The organism is Aeromonas sp. ANP5 (assembly GCF_963870295.1).
GTDB lineage: Bacteria > Pseudomonadota > Gammaproteobacteria > Enterobacterales > Aeromonadaceae > Aeromonas > Aeromonas veronii.
Window position 1 is genome coordinate 53,988 of record NZ_CAWMRY010000015.1, and the last position, 18,756, is coordinate 72,743.

Sequence of the window (18,756 nt, forward strand, 5' to 3'; positions counted from 1 at the left end):
CAATAACAGCCATTACGATCAAATCATTGCCACTCTGGTGCAAAAACCTCACAAGGATGCCAGTCCGCTCACTAAACCCGATATTTTGCCACCGCCTTGTTGAGCAGCTGGGCCTGCTCGTTGAGGCCCTCGCTGGATCTCGCATTTTCCTCCGCCATGATGCTCGACTCCTGGGCGATGTCGCGGATGTTGTTGACGTTGCGGTTCACCTCGTTGGCCACCAGACTCTGCTGTTCGATGGCCGCAGCAATCTGGGTGCTCATGTCCATGATGTTGGTAACATCCTGAGTGATCTGCCCCAGCAACTCCCCTGCGGTACTGGCCTGATCCGAGCTGCGGTTGCCCTGCTCGCGGCAGGTCGCCATCACCTCGACGATGCTGCCGGTCTGTTTCTGCAGCGAGCTGATGATGCCGGCAATCTCTTGGGTCGATTTCTGGGTACGGATGGCCAGATTGCGCACCTCATCGGCCACCACCGCAAAACCACGCCCCTGATCTCCTGCCCGAGCTGCTTCGATGGCTGCGTTGAGGGCCAGCAGGTTGGTCTGCTCGGCAATGCCACGGATCACGTCAAGCACGGAGCCGATGGTCTCACTCTCTTTTTGCAGCTGGCTCACCTCGCGAGATGAGCTCTCCAGATTGCCCGCCAGCGAGCGGATCTGCTCGACAGTATTCTCGACCGCAGCCCGCCCCTCCATCGCCTTGTTGTTGGTCGCCTGTGCATTGTTGGCCGCCTGCTCGGTGTTGCGGGCGATCTCTTCGATGGTGGAGCCCATCTCGGTGGATGCGGTCGCCACCATGTCGGTCTCCTGCAGCTGACGCGCCGCCCCTTCACTGGTGCGCTTGACGTTGGCCGAGAGGTGATCAGCCGCTTCGGTCAGGGTGTGCACGCTCTGCTTCACATCGCCAATCAGGTTGCGAAACCCGCCCAGCATCACGTCGAGATTGCCTGCCAGCTGGGCCATTTCATCTGCCCCGCGCAGCTCTATCTTCAGGCGCAGGTCATTATCCTGACGAATGCGGTTGACGGTATCATTCACCTGAGTAATGGGGCGGTCGATGCTGCGCCCCAGCAGCACGCTCATGATGCCGATCAGCACCACAATCACCCCGCCACAGACCAGCATCAGGCTGTTGAGGCGAGCGCTCTGCCGCTCCAGCTCAGCGACAATGTGCTGATCGACGGCGGCAAACCCCTGTTCGGTCTGATGCACCAGATCCCGCATCTGGTTGCGCAGCCCCTCATCCTCTTTCAGCCCCAGTACCTGCATCCCCTGCACCAGCGCCACAAAGTCCTGCCGGTACTGCTTGCTGGCCTGCTCCAACATGCCGCGCTCCCCCTCCGGCAAAGTGGCAAGACTATCCTGAAAACTCTTGTGCAAGGTCTCGAAACGCTCCAGATACTGGATATCGGAGCGAAGCATGAAGTCTTTCTCCGCCCGCCTCAGTTGCAGCATGGTGATGAGCAACCCCTGCAGATCCAGCTGCTTGAGCCCATTCTCCACCTCATGCACCGCCGCTCGCAGCTTGCCATAGAGCCCCTCCTCCGGCCCCAGACCAATCTTCTGCTGCTGGGCCACCAGATCGTTGAAGGCTTTGCCATAACCGCTGATCTGCTGATCCAGTCTGGTCAGCTCCCCCTCGACGGCCGCCAGGTTGTCATCGGTCAGCAGCTCCCGATTGTGCTGGTGAAAATCTGACAACCCCTGATTGAAGCGCTCGACGAAGGCCATATCCTTGCGGATCAGAAAATCCTTCTCGGCCCGCCGCAGGTTGAGCATGGCGATCTCCAGCTGGTCGATATTGCGCTGGGCTTCGGTCAGGTGACGGTGCACCTGGCTGGAGTAGATAAACAGGCCGCTCAGTACCAGCATGGCAACGGCAACCAGCACGGTATTCAGGATCAACTTATGACGGATAAGCACGATGGACCTCTCGCAAACTGGCAGTGAACTGCATTGAGCTTATGCAGAAAAGCGGCGACAGGTGATCTGTGCAAGGAATATTCATTGAAATGCCACACCCACTCCTTATACTGGTTGCACCTGTTTCCAGCCGTGGATTTGACACTATGGAATACAATACTTCTGAACTGTGCGACATCTATCAGGACATGGTGGATGTGCTTGAACCCATGCTCTGCTCCTTCGGCGGCCGCGCCTCTTTCGGCGGCGTCATCACCACCGTCAAATGCTTCGAATCGAATGGCCTGATCCGTGAACTCGTCAAAGAGAACGGACTGGGACGCGTCTTGCTGATCGATGGCGGTGGCTCTATGCGCCGCGCCCTGATCGACAGCGACATCGCCACCACGGCGGCCGAGAATGATTGGGAAGGGATTGTCTGCTACGGCTGCGTCCGCGAAGTCGATATTCTGGAAGATCTGGATATCGGCATTCAGGCACTGGCAGCCATTCCGGTCGGTGCCGACAGCAAGGATGTAGGGGAGACCGATCTGCCGGTCAACTTCGGTGGCGTGACCTTCCTGCCTGACGACCACCTCTACGCCGATACCACAGGGGTGATCCTCTCCCCCGAGGCACTCGATATCGAGTAAGCCACAGACAGCGTGACGACGGGAGCCTTGGCTCCCGTTTTTTATGCCTGCAACTTGCTGAAAAATGACAAAAAAAGAGGGCCAGATAAACTGGCCCTTAACTGGAAGCAATGTGAGCAATGTCGTGCCTTCACAAGAAGTCCATCACGTTGGAACGAATGAAGTCTTTCCCGGAAAACAAGTTAACAATAATCATTCTCATTTAACTAGGCAAGCGCTATTTGCAGAAAGTGCAAAAAAATTGACCACCGCGAAGGGTGGTCAATCTGGTCAGGCTTGCCGGGTGGCCGTTTGCAGGCTGGATAATCCGGCCTCGCCCACCAGCTTGCGGCTGAGGTAGCGCAGCAAGACACCGTAGAGCGGCACGAACAAACCAAGACTTATCAGCAACTTGAATACGTAATCGACGGTTGCGATCTCGACCCAGTGCTCTGCCATGAAAGGATCTGTCGTGCGCCAGAAGGCCACACTGAAGAAAGCGATGGTATCGACCAGATTACCGAACAGGGTGGAGGCCGCAGGTGCAATCCACCACTGCTTGAGCAGACGCAGCCGGTTGAACACCACCACATCCATGAACTGCCCTACCAGATAGGCCATAAAGCTGGCCAGCGCGATACGCGCTACGAACAGGTTGAACTCGGCCAGATGACCAACACCCTGGAAACTCCCTTCAAAGAAGAGTACGGAGAGCGCATAGGAGACCGCCAGTGCTGGCAGCATCACGGTCTGGATAATCTTGCGCGCCAGACCGGCACCGAAGATCCGCACCGTCAGGTCAGTGGCGAGGAAGATAAACGGGAAGCTGAACGCACCCCAGGTGGTGTGGAAGCCAAACACGGTGATCGGCAGCTGCACCAGATAGTTGCTGCTGGCAATGATCAGGATGTGGAACAACGACAGGCGAACGAGCGCCGTTTGGTACTGCGCAGGGGTCAGATTCATCTTGTGACCTTTTTGGTTAATGGGGTTAGGGAACCCATATCGCCACCATTGGCGATAATCGAGGGGCGAGATTATACGCCCCAAAACCGATAGTTCAATCTTTATGCGATTACGCTCATCCAGGTTGGCCAGTGGTAGAGCTGGCCTTGTGGTCGATATTCACGCCTTGTGCTGTCTGGCGAGCCAGAGCAGCGCCTCCCGATCCGCCGGGCGCACCGCCTCCAGCCAGCAGCCGCTGTAGTGTTCGTACTCCAGCCGAAACTGGCTCCCTTCAAACTCCAGCAACCAGCTATGGCGGTCGGCCCCCGCATCCTGATCGAGCGGCTGCAGCTCCCACTCTCGCAGCAAGGCCTGCGCCAACAGCGGAAAAGTGTCCCAGTCGAGTGCCGGACAATCCAGCGTCACCACGCCAGCTTCGCTATCTACCTGTTTGATTTGCCAACTCATGCCCAATCTCTCAGCTACTGCAGGAGAGCTCACCACCGCAATACCATGCCGGAGTCGGGGTGGCGAGATCCTCATATTCGGGTTGTTCATCATAGGGGCGCTGCAAGGCGGCGAACAGCCGCTCGAAAGGCCGCATATCCCCTGCGTCGGCGGCGTCGATCACCTGCTGGGCCAGCGCATTACGCAGCACATACTTGGGATTGATGGCATCCATCTGCGCCTTGCGCACGGCATCCTTGCTTCCTTCGCGCATTAGCCGTGTCCGATAGCGTTCCAGCCACGCCAGCCAAACACCTGGTTCAGACAGCAGGGCCAGCAGAGACGCGGGCCACGCCCCCTCTTGCGTTACCTCACCGAGACGGCGCAGGAACAGGTGGTAATCCACCTTGTGGGCCGCCAGCAACCGGAACAACTCGCGAAACAGCGCCGGGTCATCCTCCTCCCACACTGCCAGCCCGAGTTTGGCCCGCATCAGCTCGGAGTAGTGCAGCATCAGCTGCTGCTCGTACTGGGCCAACGCAGCAGCCAGCTCATCACTGTCTACATGGCCAGCCAACGCCTGCGCCAGCTTTTGCAGATTCCAGTAACCGACCGCGGGCTGCTGATCCAGCGCGTAGCGGCCCGCAGGGTCCGAGTGGTTGCAGACAAAGTCCGGCACGTAGGCATCGATAAAGCCGTATGGCCCGTAATCCAGCGTAAAGCCGAGCAGCGACATGTTGTCGGTATTCATTACCCCGTGACAGAAGCCCGCCGCCTGCCATTTGGCAATCAGCCGCGCGGTGCGGCGCACCACTTCGGCAAACAGTTCGGCGCCACTCTCCAGCTCGGGGAAGTGGTGGCGCAGCAGATAGTCGATGAGTGGCGGGATCTTCTCTCCCTGCCCGCTCCAGGCAAAATACTCGATATGACCGAAGCGCAGATGGCTGGGGGCGGTGCGCAGCACAGTCGCCCCTGTCTCAACCTGCTCGCGATAAACGGGCTCCTGACTCCCCGCCAATACCAGCGCCCGCGTGGTCGGGATGCCGAGAGCATGGAGCGCCTCGGAGGCGAGATATTCGCGGATGCTGGAGCGCAGCACGGCGCGGCCGTCGCCAAAGCGGGAAAACGGCGTCTTTCCTGCCCCCTTCAGGTGCAGATCCCAGCGCTGACCATCCGGCGCCAGCTGCTCACCCAGCAACAACGCGCGACCATCCCCAAGCCGCGGGCTATAACCCCCGAACTGATGGCCGGCATAGACCTGCGCTACCGGCTGCATACCGGGCAGCACTTTTCCCTCACCACAACAGGCGATCCAGTCAGCCTCGCTGACGCCTCCCAATCCCAGCTCATCCAGCAAAGTCCGGTTGAGATGAAGCAACCGGGGTTGCTGCAGCGGCTGGGGGACCACGGGTTCACAGGCCCAGGGCAACTCGGTCGCAAAAGTGTTGATCAGCTTCATGGTTGTGCCATTCGTCCCTGCGTATGCTCGTGTCACTCTTTATACTGCTGTCAGCCATGCTTGCGCTAACTGGCAACCATCATTTTTCAATTCAAGGAGAAGAAGATGCAAAAATGGGTATATGCCCTGCCCTTGCTGGCACTGGCGTGGGGCCATCAGGCCAAGGCTGCCGATATAGAAGCCGGCAAAGCCAAGGCAGCGGTCTGTGCCGCCTGTCACGGGGTGGAAGGCAAGGCGATGATCCCCAACTATCCCCATCTGGCGGGTCAGAATGCCGCCTATCTGGTGAAACAGTTGAAAGCCTTCAAAGATGGCACCCGCAAAGAGCCCTTGATGGACCCCTTCATGGCGCCGCTGACCGATGCGGATATCGACAATCTGGCCGCCTTCTACGCCAGCCTGAAATAACCTCGCGTCTGACTCAAGTTCTTCCGAGCCGCGCTTACCGTGGTCGATTAGGCTGCCTAATCGACCCTACCGCCGGCAGTAGTCGATGATCAGATCCATAAAGGCTTCGCCGAAGCGCTCCAGCTTGCGGTGACCAACGCCGTTGATGGCCAGCATCTCGTCTTCGGTCATCGGCATCAGCTGAGCCATCTCCACCAGGGTCGCATCGTTGAACACCACGTAGGGCGGCACCTCTTCGTCCTCGGCAATCTGCTTGCGCAGGCCGCGCAACTCCTTGAACAACCGCTTGTCATAGTTGGCATTGTCGAGCAGGCCGTTGCGCTTCTCCTTGCGGCTGGAGATGGGCTGCAGGCGGGGTACCGCCAGTTCCAGCTTCACCTCGCCACGCAGCACGGGGCGGGCCGCTTCGGTCAGCTGCAGCACCAGATTGCGGGTGATGTTCTGGGTCAGCAGCCCCTTGTGGATCAGCTGGCGGATCACGCTCATCCAGTATTCGTGGCTCTGATCCTTGCCGATGCCGTAGGTCGACAGCTTATCGTGACCATGATCCTTGATGCGCTGGTTGAGGGAACCGCGCAGCACCTCCACCACATAACCCACCCCGAAATTCTGCCCCACCCGCCAGACGCAGGAGAGCGCCTTCTGGGCATCTTCGGTGCCGTCATAGCTCTTGGGCGGATCGAGACAGATATCGCAGTTGCCGCACGGCTTGTCGTTGTACTCGCCAAAGTAGTTGAGCAGCACCTGGCGGCGACAGGTCTGCGCCTCGGCAAACGCCGCCATCACGTTGAGCTTGTACTGCTCCACCTGCAACTGCTGCGGGTTCTCGATGTTGTCGAGCAGGCGGCGCACCCGGCCGATATCGGCGGGATCGTAGAGCAGCAGCGCCTCGGCGGGAGTGCCATCGCGCCCGGCGCGACCGGTCTCCTGATAGTAGGATTCGATGTTCTTCGGGATGTCGTAGTGCACCACGAAGCGCACATTGGGCTTGTCGATGCCCATACCGAACGCCACCGTCGCCACCACGATCTCGATGTCATCCTTGAGGAAGGCATCCTGGGTCTGCTGGCGCAGCTCGAGCGGCAGCCCCGCATGATAGGGCGCCGCCTTGCAGCCGTGGCGGGATAGCCGCTCGGCCACCTCCTCCACCCGGTTGCGGCTGGAGCAGTAGACGATGCCGCAGTTGCCCTTCTGGCTCTGCACGTAACGCAGCAACTGCTCGGCCGCCTTGAACTTCTCCACCAGGCTGTAACGGATATTGGGGCGATCGAAGCTGGCGGTGTGGATAAAGGGATCGTTCAGCTCGAGGCGGTGCAGCATATCACTACGGGTCGCCTCATCGGCGGTGGCAGTCAGCGCCACCACAGGCACCTGCGGGAACCACTGTTTGAGCCGCCCCAGCGCCGCATACTCAGGCCGGAAATCGTGGCCCCACTGGGAGACGCAGTGCGCCTCGTCGATGGCGAACAGCCCGAGCGGCAGTTCGGCCAGCCGATCCATAAACTCGTGCTGCAGCAAGCGCTCGGGGGAGACATAGACCAGCTTGATCTCGCCGCGGCGCATGGCGGCGAAGTTCTGAATCATCTCCTCCCGACTGAGGGCCGAGTTGATGTAGACCGCCGCTACGCCGTTGGCGCGCAGGCTGTCGACCTGATCCTTCATCAGCGAAATAAGGGGAGAGACCACCACCCCGAGCCCGGGCCGCAGCAGTGCCGGGATCTGGTAGCAGAGCGACTTGCCGCCGCCAGTGGGCTTGAGCACCAGCGCATCGCGCCCCGCCACGATCTGCTCGATGATCTCGAGCTGACCCGGCCGAAACTGCTGATAGCCGAAGACCGCCTGCAGCAGGGCAAGCGGACTCTCTGGCTGAGTATCTGGCAGGGTTTCGGCAATCGCGGTCATGGGCTCTCCTTTGGGGTCGCCATTCTAAAGCAGCCGCCGCCCACAATAAACCTGCCATTGCGACTGTTAAGAAACTGTTGCAGACTGGCTGGAGTTTTTACTCGGCTTTGATGACAAGGATTGGGATCAGAGAATGAAACAGATGCTCAAGAAGATGGCGCTCAGTGGCATTGCCAACCTGTTTGCCGAGAAGATGCCCTTCAACAAGCTGATCGGCATGCAGGTGACCCACTACGACTTCGACAAGGTGGAACTGCGCATCAAGATGGACGACAAGCTGATCGGCAACCCTTTCCACAACATCCTGCACGGCGGCGTCACCGCCACGCTGCTGGATGTGGCGGGCGGCATGATCGTCGCCGCCTCCTGCATTGACGAGCTGGAGGAGTTCTCCCCCAGCTATCTCAAGGAGCGCTTCGCCCGCCTCGGCACCATAGACCTGCGGGTGGATTACCTGCGCCCGGGGCGCGGCAACGAGTTTATCGCCACCGCCCACATCATCCGGGCTGGCAGCAAGGTCGCTGTCACCCGGATGGAGCTGCACAACGAAGAGGGCACCCACATCGCCTTCGGCACCGGTACCTATCTGGTGGGTTGAACCAAGTTAGTGCATAAAAACCACGCGGCTAATCCACTTTTAATCATTAGATTCCTTACCCCCTCTGGCCGAACAAGGTCCATACTGATAGTCGGGATTGTGTGCAGAGGGAGGATTGCAGGCGATGAGTGCGAAACTGGCCATCAAACCATCCAGAGCCTTGTTGACACAGCTCGAGTCCATGCTCGACGAGGTGCAGACACCCGAGTGTCGCCACTGGTTGGAACAGGAGCTTGAGGGGTATTCTCTCTCCTCACCCCTGCCTTGGTATCGCATCGTTCCCTGTCGGCAACGCGGTCACTTTCTGGATCTGAAAACGGGAAAATATTTGACCTGTCATATCAACAGTCAAACGCTATGCCAACGCGATCTGGCCCAAATTCAGTTCATTTATGCCCGTGAACCCGCCGCCCACTATTTGCTGCAACGCAATTCCGGTATTGAACCCTGGCCAGAACAGCTGCTGGAAGATTATCAGGAGCAGTTGATCCCCGGCCATTTATGCCTGCAAGCCTGGCATGAGCCCGTGATTTCATTACGTGCACAACTGATGGAGGGAATAGAACATTTCATTAGTGAGTACCCCAAGCACGCGGCCTTGCTGCCTCAACACAGTTTCAAGGCTTTGCGGCATCAGCACTGGCATATCTGAGTAAGCGCCTGGCGCGCAAGGAGGGCACCATAGACAAGACCCATAGCGAGATTGCCACAATCTAGAGTGCCGGAGTCAGGATCAGACTCCACCGATGGGCCACCGAGCGGTGGCCCTTTTAATGTCTGTGGTCTTGCTTCGACCCTGCATACTGCAAGTCAGATCACTTGGCCAGGTAACAGGTCAGCAGCTAATGAAAAACCGAGTAACTGGAAGGAAAATGCAAAAAGGCCGCTCTATTGAGCGGCCTTTTCAAATTTGGTCGGTGTGAGAGGATTCGAACCTCCGACCCCTTCGTCCCGAACGAAGTGCGCTACCAAGCTGCGCTACACACCGATGTCTGCGGGACTGGAATTTACCGAAAGCCCAGACCCGACACAAGCCTTTTTTGCATTTGGCAGGAAAAAAAGTGTCGTTCGCTCAACTATTCAGCACTCTTTTCATCCGTTTACCGGGCTACAGCCAGCTGGTGACATTCCGGTAACCGGCCGTCAGGCCAGGCGCAGGGAGGCTGGCCCCAGCAGACGGCGCTGCCAGTCAGCCACAGTGCCATGCTCCAGCCAGTCGGCTGCATGCTGGCGCCAGTTGGGGGAGAGAGCAGGATTCTCCAGCAACATCAGCAGATCCGCTTCATTGCGCACCTGATTGAACAGGATATCCGCCGTGCGCTTCACCGTCAGTTCGGGATAGGGTCTGTCTACCAGCTCCATGGCCCTGTCAGGCGCGATCATCCCCTCCTCCAGCACCCGCAGCAGCCAGCCACAACGGCCATTTAGCTGCATCACCTGGGACATCTGGCCATAGCCAAAGCGCTGGTTGAGCTTGAAGCAGGGGGATCTTGGCTGACTTATCTGGATCAGCGCCTCGCCGAGTCGATAGACATCACCAATGCAGGCTTGCACCTCGGCCAGCCCGATACCGGAGAGGTTCTCGCCAAAGGCGGCAGGTTGCCAAGGGATACGTGGCGCAGGCAAGCCCAGTGCGGTTTGCCAGGTCTGCCACCAGAGATAGTGATCGGCCGGATAGTAGTGGAGCGCCCGATCCGGGCCACCGTGGTGGCGCAGGTCACACTGCTCATCCCCTTCCAGACCGGCAAAGGTACAGCGAACTGGTGCAGAGATCGGTTGCTTGTGAATGGCACTGGTGAGGCCGGGCACCAGCTCGGTGCCACGACCGCTAAAAAGGGAGATCCGCATACTCATCCTCCTGGTTGACGAGAGTAGGCGGATCTTATCATGCCGTCAGACCACGGCCTGCATCTGGGTGGTCATGGCGATCTCGGCACGACGGCGCTTCTCCGCCCTGGCCATCAGATACCAGCTGCCGAAGGTAAAGAGCGATACCGACAGCAGGATCAGGCTGGCCACCGCGTTGATCTCGGGTTTCACCCCGAGCCGCACCGCCGAGAAGACCTCCATCGGCAAGGTGGTCGAGCCCGGGCCGGAGACGAAGCTCGCCAGCACCAGATCATCCAGCGACAGGGCGAACGACATCATGCCGCCTGCCGCCAGCGAGGGGGCGATCATCGGGATAGTGATCAGGAAGAACACCTTCCACGGCTTGGCGCCAAGATCCATCGCCGCCTCCTCGATGGAGAGATCCAGCTCCCGCAACCGCGCCGACACCACGATCGCCACATAGGCGGTACAGAAGGTAGTGTGGGCGATCCAGATGGTCAGCATGCCCCGCTCGGCGGGCCAGCCCACCAGCTGGGCCATGGCAACGAACAGCAGCAGCAGCGACAGACCGGTGATCACCTCGGGCATCACCAGCGGCGCCGTCACCATGCCACCGAACAGGGTGCGACCACGGAAGTGGGGAATTCGAGTCAGCACGAAGGCTGCCACCGTCCCCAGCGCCACCGCGGCGATCGCGGTGTAGAAGGCGATCTCCAGCGAGCGGAACACAGACCCGATCAGCTGCTTGTTGTCGAGCAGGCCGAAGTACCACTTGAGCGACCAGCCACCCCACACCGTCACCAGCTTGGAGGCGTTGAAGGAGTAGATCACCATGATGATCATGGGCAGGTAGATAAACAGCAGCCCCAGCCAGAGCATCAGTTTGGCAAAACCGAAACGCTTCATCATGCCTTGCCCTCCAGCTCTTTGGCCTGGTTACGGTTGAAGAGGATGATCGGAATGATCAGCACCGCCAGCATCACCACCGCCAGTGCAGAGGCAACCGGCCAGTCGCGGTTGTTGAAGAACTCCTGCCACAGCACCTTGCCGATCATCAGGGTCTCCGGGCCGCCCAGCATTTCCGGAATAACGAACTCTCCCACCACCGGAATGAACACCAGCATGCAGCCGGCGATGATGCCGTTCTTGGAGAGCGGCACCGTGATCTGCCAGAAGCGGGTCAGGTTGCGGGCCCCCAGGTCGGAGGCCGCCTCCAGCAGGCTCTGATCGTGTTTGACCAGATTGGCGTAGAGCGGCAGCACCATGAAGGGCAGATAGGAGTAAACGATGCCGATATAGACCGCCAGGTTGGTGTTGAGGATCTGCAGCGGCTCGTCGATCACCCCGATCCCCAGCAAGACGCTGTTGAGCAGGCCGTTGTTACTGAGGATCCCCATCCACGCATAGACCCGGATCAGAATGGCGGTCCAGGTCGGCATCATGATCAGCAGCAGCAGAACTGTCTGGGTCTCCTTGTTGGCCCGAGCGATGGAGTAGGCCATCGGATAGCCAATCAGCAGGCAGAGCAAAGTGCTGACGAAGGCCATCTTGAGGGAGCCCAGATAGGCCGCGATATAGAGCTCATCCTCCTGCAGCAGCAGGTAGTTGCCCATGTTGAGCAGGATGGTGAGCTGATTGTCGGCCCAGCTCACCACGTCGGTGTAGGGCGGGATCGCCACATCCGCTTCCGCAAAACTGATCTTCACCACGATGACGAAGGGCAGCAAGAAGAAGAGGAACAGCCAGAAGAAGGGGATGCCAATCACCAGTCGGCGCCCCCCGACCCGCTTCAGTCGTTGCAAGAACTTCATGATTGCAGCACCACGCCGCTGTCATCTTCCCAGTAGAGGAACACCTGGTCATCCCAGGTTGGCCGCTTGCCGTGGCGTTCGGCATTGGCGATGAAAGCCTGAACGATTTTGCCCGAGGGCAGCTGGATGTGATAAACCGAGTGACCGCCCAGATAGGCGATGTCATAGACCTCCCCCTTGGTCCAGTTGAAGTCCGGGTGCTCGATCTCCTCCGGCTTTTGCAGACTCATCAGCAGTTTTTCCGGCCGCAGGGCATAGGTCACCTTCTTGTTTTCGGCGCGGGAGCTGATGCCGTGGCCCACATAGATGGGCTGTTCCAAGTCGGCGCAGGCGATGGTGGCGTGGTCCTGCTCATCCTCCACCAGCAGACCATCGAACAGGTTGACGTTGCCGATGAACTCGCACACCAGCCGACTGGCCGGAGTCTCGTAGATATCCATCGGGCTACCGATCTGCTCGATGCAGCCGAGGTGCATGATGGCGATCCGCTCCGCCATGGTCATCGCCTCTTCCTGATCGTGGGTCACCATGACGCAGGTCACCCCGACCCGCTCGATGATCTCCACCAGCTCCAGCTGCATCTTGGAACGCAACTTCTTGTCGAGCGCCCCCATGGGTTCATCCAGCAGCAGCAACTTGGGACGCTTGGCCAGGGAACGAGCCAACGCCACCCGCTGGCGCTGGCCACCGGAGAGCTGATGCGGCTTGCGGCGGGCGTACTGGGTCATCTGTACCAGCTTGAGCATCTCCTCCACCCGGGCATCGATCTCGGCCTTGGGCAGGCCATCCTGCTTGAGGCCAAAGGCGATGTTCTGGGCCACCGTCATATGGGGGAACAGGGCGTAGGACTGGAACATCATGTTGATGGGGCGTTCATAGGGGGGCATGTCGGTGATGTCGACCCCGTCGAGGAACAGCCGCCCCTCGGTCGGGCGTTCGAAACCGGCCAGCATCCGCAGCAGGGTCGATTTGCCGGAACCGGACCCGCCGAGCAGAGCGAAAATCTCCCCCTTGTGAATATTGAGAGATACGTTATCGACCGCCAGCGTTTCGTCGAACTGCTTGCTTACCCGATCAATTTTCACCAGCACTTCTTTGCGCTGCTGACTGCCCTCGAGGGCTTTCTTGTAGGCACTGGAGGCTATCGCCATTACCAAACTCCCCAACGTGATACCGGCCTTGCGGCCGATCCATAAAAGCGATTTGGCGCCCCCGAACGGGCACCAAGGTTAGGTACCGGACTTGATCTTGGTCCAACTCCGGGTGATTAGACGCTGTACCGAGCGGGGATGTGCTTCCTGCACATAGAGTCGCTCCAGCACGGCCTGAGGGGGATATACCTCCTCATTGTTGCGCACCGCCTCATCCATAAACTCGCCCGCCCTTGAGTTGGGATTCGCGTAGCCCACATAGTCGCTGACCTTGGCGATCACTTCGGGCTGCAGGACGTAGTTGATGAGAGCGTGCGCCTCTTTGACATTGGTGGCATCGGACGGGATCGCCATCATGTCGAACCAGAGATTGCCCCCCTCTTTCGGAATGCTATAGGCAATTTTCACCCCCTTGCCAGCTTCATCGGCGCGGGCAGCGGCTTGCAGGATATCGCCGGAAAAACCGGCCGCCACGCAGATGTCGCCATTGGCGAGATCGCCGATGTATTTGGAGGAGTGGAAGTAGGCCACATAGGGCCGCACCTTGAGCAGCAGCGCCTCGGCCTGCTTGATATCCCCCGTCGCATGACTGTTGGGATCGAGTCCGAGGTAGTTGAGGGCAGCAGGGATCATCTCGTCGGCAGAGTCGAGGAAGGCGACGCCGCAGCGAGAGAGTTTCGCCATGTTTTCCGGTTCGAAGATGGTGGCCCAGGAGTCAATCTTGTCGACCCCCAGCACCGCCTTGATTTTGTCGACGTTGTAGCCAATGCCGTTGGTCCCCCACAGATAGGGCACCGCGTACTGATGACCCGGATCCACCTTGTCGAGCTGCTTGAGCAGCACGGGATCCAGGTTGGCCAGATTGGGCAGCAGGGATTTATCCAGTTTCTGGAAGGCTCCCGCCTTGATCTGCTTGGCCAGGAAATTATTGGAGGGCACCACCAAATCGTAACCGGTCCGCCCCGTCAGCAACTTGCCTTCCAGGGTCTCGTTGGAGTCAAACACGTCATAGACGGTCTTGATCCCGGTCGCCTGCTGGAAATCGCTGAGGGTGGTCTCGCCGATATAGTCAGACCAGTTGTAGAAGTGCAGCACAGGGGCAGCCTGGGCCACATTCGCCAATCCCATGGTCAGCGCTATGGTTAGCAATCTGGTTGTATTCACGGTGTCAGTTCTCCTGTTTCAGTGGTTGACCGTCTGCGCATCCATTCGCGCGGCCCATCCGGATGGATGGCATCACTACCCTCCCGGCCGAACTGCGGACCGGGAGGGGCATTCGTTACTTACTTGCCGGACTTGATCTTGGTCCAGCTGCGGGTCATCAGACGCTGCACCTTGGCCGGCAGATCCGGGAAGGTGTAGATCTTCTGCAGGGTCGCCGCATCAGGGTAGATACCCGGATCGGTACGGATCGCCTCATCCACCAGCGGGGTCGCCGCCTTGTTGCCGTTCGGGAACTGCACCACGTTGGTGATATTGGCGATCACCTCGGGCTTCATCAGGTAGTTGATGAAGGTGTGGGCTGCCTCGACGTTCTTGGCATCCGCCGGAATGGCGATCATGTCAAAGAAGCTGCCTGCCCCCTCTTTCGGAATGGTGTAGGTGAGCGCGACGCCATTCTTGGCCTCGGCTGCCCGCGCCTTGGACTGCTGCAAGTCACCGGAGTAACCGACCGCGACGCAGAGGTTGCCGTTGGCCAGATCCGAGATGTACTTGGAGGAGTGGAAATAGGCGGTATAGGGGCGGATGGAGAGGAACAGCTCCTCAGCCTTCTTCAGCTCGGCCGGTTTCTGGCTATCCGGTTTGAAGCCCAGATATTGCAGGGCAGCCGGCAGCATTTCGGTCGGTGAATCGAGGAAGGAGACGCCACACTCTTTCAACTTGGCCATGTTCTCCGGCTTGAACACCAGATCCCAGGAGTTGACCGGGGCATCAGCCCCCAGCACGGCTTTCACCTTCTCGGCGTTGTAGGCATAGCCGATGGTGCCCCACAGATAGGGGATGGAGTACTGGTTGCCCGGATCGCTCGGCTCGAGCGCCTTGAGCAGGTCGACATCCATGTTTTGCCAGTTGGAGAGCTTGGACTTATCCAGTTTCTGGAACACGCCCGCCTTGATCTGCTTGGCCAGGAAGGGGTTGGATGGCACCACGATGTCGTAGCCCGAGCTACCCGCCAGCAACTTGGCTTCCAGTACCTCGTTACTGTCGAACACGTCATAGACCACCTTGATCCCCGTCTCCTTCTGGAAGTTATCCAGAGTATCCGGCGCTATGTAGTCGCTCCAGTTGTAGACGTGCAGCACCTTCTCTTCAGCCATTGCTCCGGCACTTGCCATGACCAGAGCCACAGAGGCAGCGATCACTCCTGTTTTGAAAGACATCATCCTTGTCTCCTAAGCAAATTGTATGCGCATGCCAACCTGCCCGACCCACCTCAACCTTTCAGCTTTGCGGCTGTCAGATCCAGACTGCGCCTGGCCAGATCGACCAATTCATCAACCTGTTCCTCGGTGATGACCAAGGGGGGCGATATGATCATGGTATCGCCTACCGCCCTCATCACCAAGCCATTGTTAAAGCAGAACTCCCGGCAAGTCATCCCCGCATTTGCCTGAGCCGGGAAACGCCGGTTGGTCTGCTTGTCCTCAACGATTTCCAGCGCGGCGACCAATCCTTTGCCACGGGTTTCTCCCACCAGCGGATGATCGGCCAGCTCCGCCCAGCGGCGCTGCAAATAGGGGCCGATAGTATCATGCACTCGCTTAACTATGCCCTCTTTCTGCATAAGCTGGATATTGGCCATCGCCACGGCGCAAGAGACCGGATGACCCGAGTAGGTGAAGCCGTGGTTGAACTCGCCCCCCTCCTCCACCAACCCCTTGGCAACCCGGTCACTGACCATCACTGCGCCGAGCGGCAGATAACCGGAGGTGATCCCCTTGGCCAGACACATCAGGTCCGGCTTGATGCCAAACCCTTCGCTGGCAAACCAGTGGCCGGTGCGGCCAAAGCCGCAGATCACCTCGTCAGCGATCAGAAGGATGCCGTAGTGATCGCAGATGCGCTGGATCTCCGGCCAGTAGCTGTCAGGCGGAATGATGACGCCGCCCGCCCCCTGGATCGGCTCGCCGATAAAGGCCGCCACGTTGTCCACCCCCAGCTCCAGAATCTTCTGCTCCAGCTGGCGGGCCCGCTCCAGCCCGAACTCGTGGGCACTCATCCCCTGCCCCTCACCGAAGTGGTAGGGCTGATCGATGTGCACTATGCCGGGAATGGGCAGACCACCCTGGGCATGCATCCCCTTCATGCCACCCAGACTCGCCCCCGCCACGGTGGAGCCGTGATAGGCGTTATGGCGACTGATGATCACCTGTTTGTCAGGCTGACCCTTGCTGGCCCAGTAGTGGCGCACCATCCGCAGCACGGTATCGTTGCACTCGGAGCCGGAGCCGGTGAAGAAGACGTGGTTGAGATGGGCTGGCGTCACCTCGGCCAGCAGGGTCGCCAGCTCGATCACCGGCGGGTGAGCGGTCTGGAAGAAGAGGTTGTAGTAAGGCAACTGCTGCATCTGGCGGGTAGCGGCATCCACCAGCTCCTGGCGGCCATAGCCCATATTGACGCACCACAGGCCCGCCATGCCGTCGAGAATGCGTTTGCCCTCGGAATCCTCCAGATAGACGCCGCTGGCTTTGGTAATAATGCGCGAGCCCTTCTTGTTCAGGGCCTGAAAGTCGGTAAAGGGGTGCAGGTGGTGGCTGGCATCCAGCTGTTGCCACTCACGGGTTGTCTGCTGCATTTGTTGCTCCTCGGTTCCTTCGATTTGGCAAGATTCAATCGTTAATCAATCCAGGTGGCAGCGCTCTTTCGGCCACAACCACTCACAGGTGGCAGCCGCCACCTGACTCGCGTTCCGGTCTCTTCGATACAGGGACCGGGGAGGCCGACTCCGACCTCCCCGTTACAGGGGGATCAGACGTTCAGCAGCAGGAACTCCCGCTCCCAGCGACTGATCACCCCGAAGTAGGTCTCGTACTCTTTGCGTTTGACCGCAACAAAGGCGCGGGTGAAGCGCTCGCCCAGCATCTCCTTGATGGGCTCGCACTGTTCGAGATGGCTGAGTGCCTCCTCCAGAGAGCGGGGCAGGCTGTAGGGCAGGTCATAGGCGCTCGACTTCATCTCCGGCAGCGGCTCCAGCTTCTCCATCATGCCGAGATAGCCACAGGCCAGAGTGGCGGCCAGCGCCAGATAGGGGTTGGCATCGGCACCGGCGAAACGGTTCTCCACCCGGCGGGCACTGGGGTCGGAGAAGGGCACCCGCAGGCCGCAGGTGCGGTTCTCGACACCCCACTGGACGTTGCGCGGCGCGCTCTCGCCAAAGGTGAGGCGGCGGTAGGAGTTGACGTTGGGGGCCAGCAGGGCGGTCACCGCCGGGGTGTATTTCTGCAGACCGGCGATAAAGTGCATGAACTGTTCGCTGTTGCCGCCGTTCGGGGTACCGAACAGGTTGTGGCCGTTCACATCTTCCAGACTCTGGTGGATGTGCATGGCCGACCCCGGTTCGTCACTCATCGGCTTGGCCATAAAGGTGGCATAGATGCCGTGGCGGTGAGCGGCTTCACGCATGGTGCGCTTGAACAGGAACACCTGATCCGCCAGATCGATGGCATCACCATGCAGGAAGTTGATCTCCATCTGGGCGGCGCCCGACTCGTGGATCAGGGTGTCCACTTCCAGTTCCTGCGCCTCACAGTAGTCATACATGTCTTCAAAGATGGGGTCGAACTCGTTGACCGCATCGATACTGAACGACTGGCGGGCGGTCTCCGGGCGGCCGTTGCGACCCACCGGCGGCACCAGCGGATAGTCGGGGTCTTCGTTGCGGGTGACCAGATAGAATTCCAGCTCGGGCGCCACCACCGGCTTCCAGCCCTGCTTCTCGTAAAATGACAGAACCCGACGCAGCACGGAGCGCGGCGCGATGTCGATCAGCTTGCCGTTGACGTCGAAACAGTCGTGGATCACCTGTGCAGTGGGCTCCAGCGCCCAGGGGACAAAACGGATGGTGTTGGGGTCGGGATAGAGCTGCATGTCCCGCTCCAGCGGGTCGATCATGCTGTCGTCATCTGGATATTCGCCGGTCACCGTCTGGGTGAAAATCACCTCGGGCAGACGCATGCCCCCTTCACGCAAAAACTTGTTGGCTGGGATGATCTTGCCCCGGGCGTTGCCGGTGAAATCCGGGAACAGGCACTCCACTTCCGTGATGCGATTGCTCTCCATCCAGCCTTTGATACTGTCCATGTTAAACCCCGACTTTACGGTTGCCATTGGCAAGGGTGTCTAATATATGGAACACCCTTGTTATAAAATTGTAATCAACATCACCATAAAAGCCCGCCATCAAGGGCAATGTCAAGCGGGCGTGTTTAAAAAACTATAAATAACGGCGCATATAATGACCAAGGCGGCACCAAATACTAAACACTCAAATTCGTACGAAGCCACCCCTTCTCATCGTTGCAAAGGCGATGCCAACAGAGGGTGAAGCAGGCGCCAGATCCCGACCAATCCCCCGCAGGAACGGACCATTTTTTTGCAAGGGCGCACAATCCTTATCCTATTTGCTTTGCTTGGCTGCATTTTTTTGGTACAAGGCCCGCCCTGATTTG

At 59.2% G+C, this 18,756-nt stretch carries 17 protein-coding genes and 1 tRNA gene; 4 read left to right on the plus strand and 14 right to left on the minus strand.

The features are described 5' to 3' along the window. Positions 1-71: 71 nt before the first annotated feature. Positions 72-1,925, minus strand: coding sequence for a methyl-accepting chemotaxis protein (locus AACT07_RS10585; RefSeq protein WP_069527636.1), 1,854 nt, complete (start codon positions 1,923-1,925; stop codon positions 72-74). Between the two features lie 146 nt (positions 1,926-2,071). Between AACT07_RS10585 and rraA the strand changes: the two genes are divergently transcribed. Then, positions 2,072-2,557 carry a ribonuclease E activity regulator RraA gene (rraA, locus tag AACT07_RS10590; protein ID WP_005340678.1) on the plus strand — a complete coding sequence of 162 codons (486 nt, stop codon included), beginning with the start codon at positions 2,072-2,074 and terminating at the stop codon, positions 2,555-2,557. 270 nt (positions 2,558-2,827) lie between these two features. Here rraA and AACT07_RS10595 read toward each other — a convergent pair whose 3' ends face one another. The 3 genes from AACT07_RS10595 to AACT07_RS10605 all read right to left on the minus strand — a co-directional run bounded on the left by AACT07_RS10595 (position 2,828) and on the right by AACT07_RS10605 (position 5,387). Then, the gene (locus tag AACT07_RS10595; protein ID WP_005340680.1) at positions 2,828-3,502 is read right to left on the minus strand and encodes a 7-cyano-7-deazaguanine/7-aminomethyl-7-deazaguanine transporter; all 675 of its coding nucleotides are present in this window, start codon (positions 3,500-3,502) and stop codon (positions 2,828-2,830) included. A 159-nt stretch (positions 3,503-3,661) separates the two neighbouring features. Further along, positions 3,662-3,949: a DUF3630 family protein gene (locus AACT07_RS10600; RefSeq protein ID WP_069527637.1), complete on the minus strand. Its 288-nt coding sequence runs from the start codon at positions 3,947-3,949 to the stop codon at positions 3,662-3,664. A gap of 10 nt (positions 3,950-3,959) precedes the next feature. Beyond that, positions 3,960-5,387, minus strand: coding sequence for a protein adenylyltransferase SelO (locus tag AACT07_RS10605; protein WP_069527639.1), 1,428 nt, complete (start codon positions 5,385-5,387; stop codon positions 3,960-3,962). Positions 5,388-5,492: 105 nt separating this feature from the next. On the opposite strand from AACT07_RS10605, the gene AACT07_RS10610 reads away from it, so the two are divergent. Next, positions 5,493-5,795, plus strand: coding sequence for a c-type cytochrome (locus tag AACT07_RS10610; protein ID WP_005340687.1), 303 nt, complete (start codon positions 5,493-5,495; stop codon positions 5,793-5,795). 66 nt (positions 5,796-5,861) lie between these two features. Here the strand turns inward: AACT07_RS10610 and recQ are convergent, their stop codons facing one another. Continuing rightward, entirely contained in the window at positions 5,862-7,697 is a 1,836-nt protein-coding gene (recQ, locus tag AACT07_RS10615) for an ATP-dependent DNA helicase RecQ (protein ID WP_069527641.1), read from the minus strand. A gap of 133 nt (positions 7,698-7,830) precedes the next feature. On the opposite strand from recQ, the gene AACT07_RS10620 reads away from it, so the two are divergent. Beyond that, positions 7,831-8,295: a thioesterase family protein gene (locus AACT07_RS10620; protein ID WP_069527643.1), complete on the plus strand. Its 465-nt coding sequence runs from the start codon at positions 7,831-7,833 to the stop codon at positions 8,293-8,295. 124 nt (positions 8,296-8,419) lie between these two features. Beyond that, the gene (locus tag AACT07_RS10625) at positions 8,420-8,947 is read left to right on the plus strand and encodes an AbiTii domain-containing protein (RefSeq protein ID WP_005356927.1); all 528 of its coding nucleotides are present in this window, start codon (positions 8,420-8,422) and stop codon (positions 8,945-8,947) included. Positions 8,948-9,206: 259 nt separating this feature from the next. On the opposite strand, the gene AACT07_RS10630 is transcribed toward AACT07_RS10625, so the two are convergent. From AACT07_RS10630 to AACT07_RS10670, 9 genes are all read right to left on the minus strand, one after another. Then, positions 9,207-9,283: transfer RNA gene (locus tag AACT07_RS10630), tRNA-Pro, on the minus strand. A gap of 155 nt (positions 9,284-9,438) precedes the next feature. Beyond that, a complete protein-coding gene (locus AACT07_RS10635; protein ID WP_069527645.1) occupies positions 9,439-10,143 on the minus strand; it encodes an MOSC domain-containing protein in 705 nt (234 codons plus the stop codon). A gap of 45 nt (positions 10,144-10,188) precedes the next feature. Continuing rightward, positions 10,189-11,034, minus strand: coding sequence for an ABC transporter permease subunit (locus AACT07_RS10640; RefSeq protein ID WP_005355472.1), 846 nt, complete (start codon positions 11,032-11,034; stop codon positions 10,189-10,191). Then, a complete protein-coding gene (locus AACT07_RS10645; RefSeq protein WP_005340703.1) occupies positions 11,031-11,936 on the minus strand; it encodes an ABC transporter permease subunit in 906 nt (301 codons plus the stop codon). The genes AACT07_RS10640 and AACT07_RS10645 overlap by 4 nt, the downstream gene beginning before the upstream one ends. Next, positions 11,933-13,087, minus strand: a complete 1,155-nt coding sequence (gene potA, locus AACT07_RS10650) for a polyamine ABC transporter ATP-binding protein (protein ID WP_005340704.1) — start codon at positions 13,085-13,087, stop codon at positions 11,933-11,935. Before potA ends, AACT07_RS10645 begins: the two co-directional genes overlap by 4 nt. Before the next feature lie 78 nt (positions 13,088-13,165). After that, on the minus strand, positions 13,166-14,251 hold the full coding sequence (locus AACT07_RS10655; protein ID WP_005355476.1) for a polyamine ABC transporter substrate-binding protein: 1,086 nt from the start codon (positions 14,249-14,251) through the stop codon (positions 13,166-13,168). 119 nt (positions 14,252-14,370) lie between these two features. Then, positions 14,371-15,468, minus strand: coding sequence for an extracellular solute-binding protein (locus tag AACT07_RS10660; RefSeq protein WP_005340709.1), 1,098 nt, complete (start codon positions 15,466-15,468; stop codon positions 14,371-14,373). A 53-nt stretch (positions 15,469-15,521) separates the two neighbouring features. Then, positions 15,522-16,883, minus strand: coding sequence for an aspartate aminotransferase family protein (locus tag AACT07_RS10665; RefSeq protein WP_069527646.1), 1,362 nt, complete (start codon positions 16,881-16,883; stop codon positions 15,522-15,524). Between the two features lie 173 nt (positions 16,884-17,056). Next, positions 17,057-18,388 (minus strand): glutamine synthetase family protein, encoded by a 1,332-nt coding sequence (locus AACT07_RS10670; RefSeq protein ID WP_013723370.1) that lies wholly within the window; start codon positions 18,386-18,388, stop codon positions 17,057-17,059. Positions 18,389-18,756 lie beyond the last annotated feature (368 nt).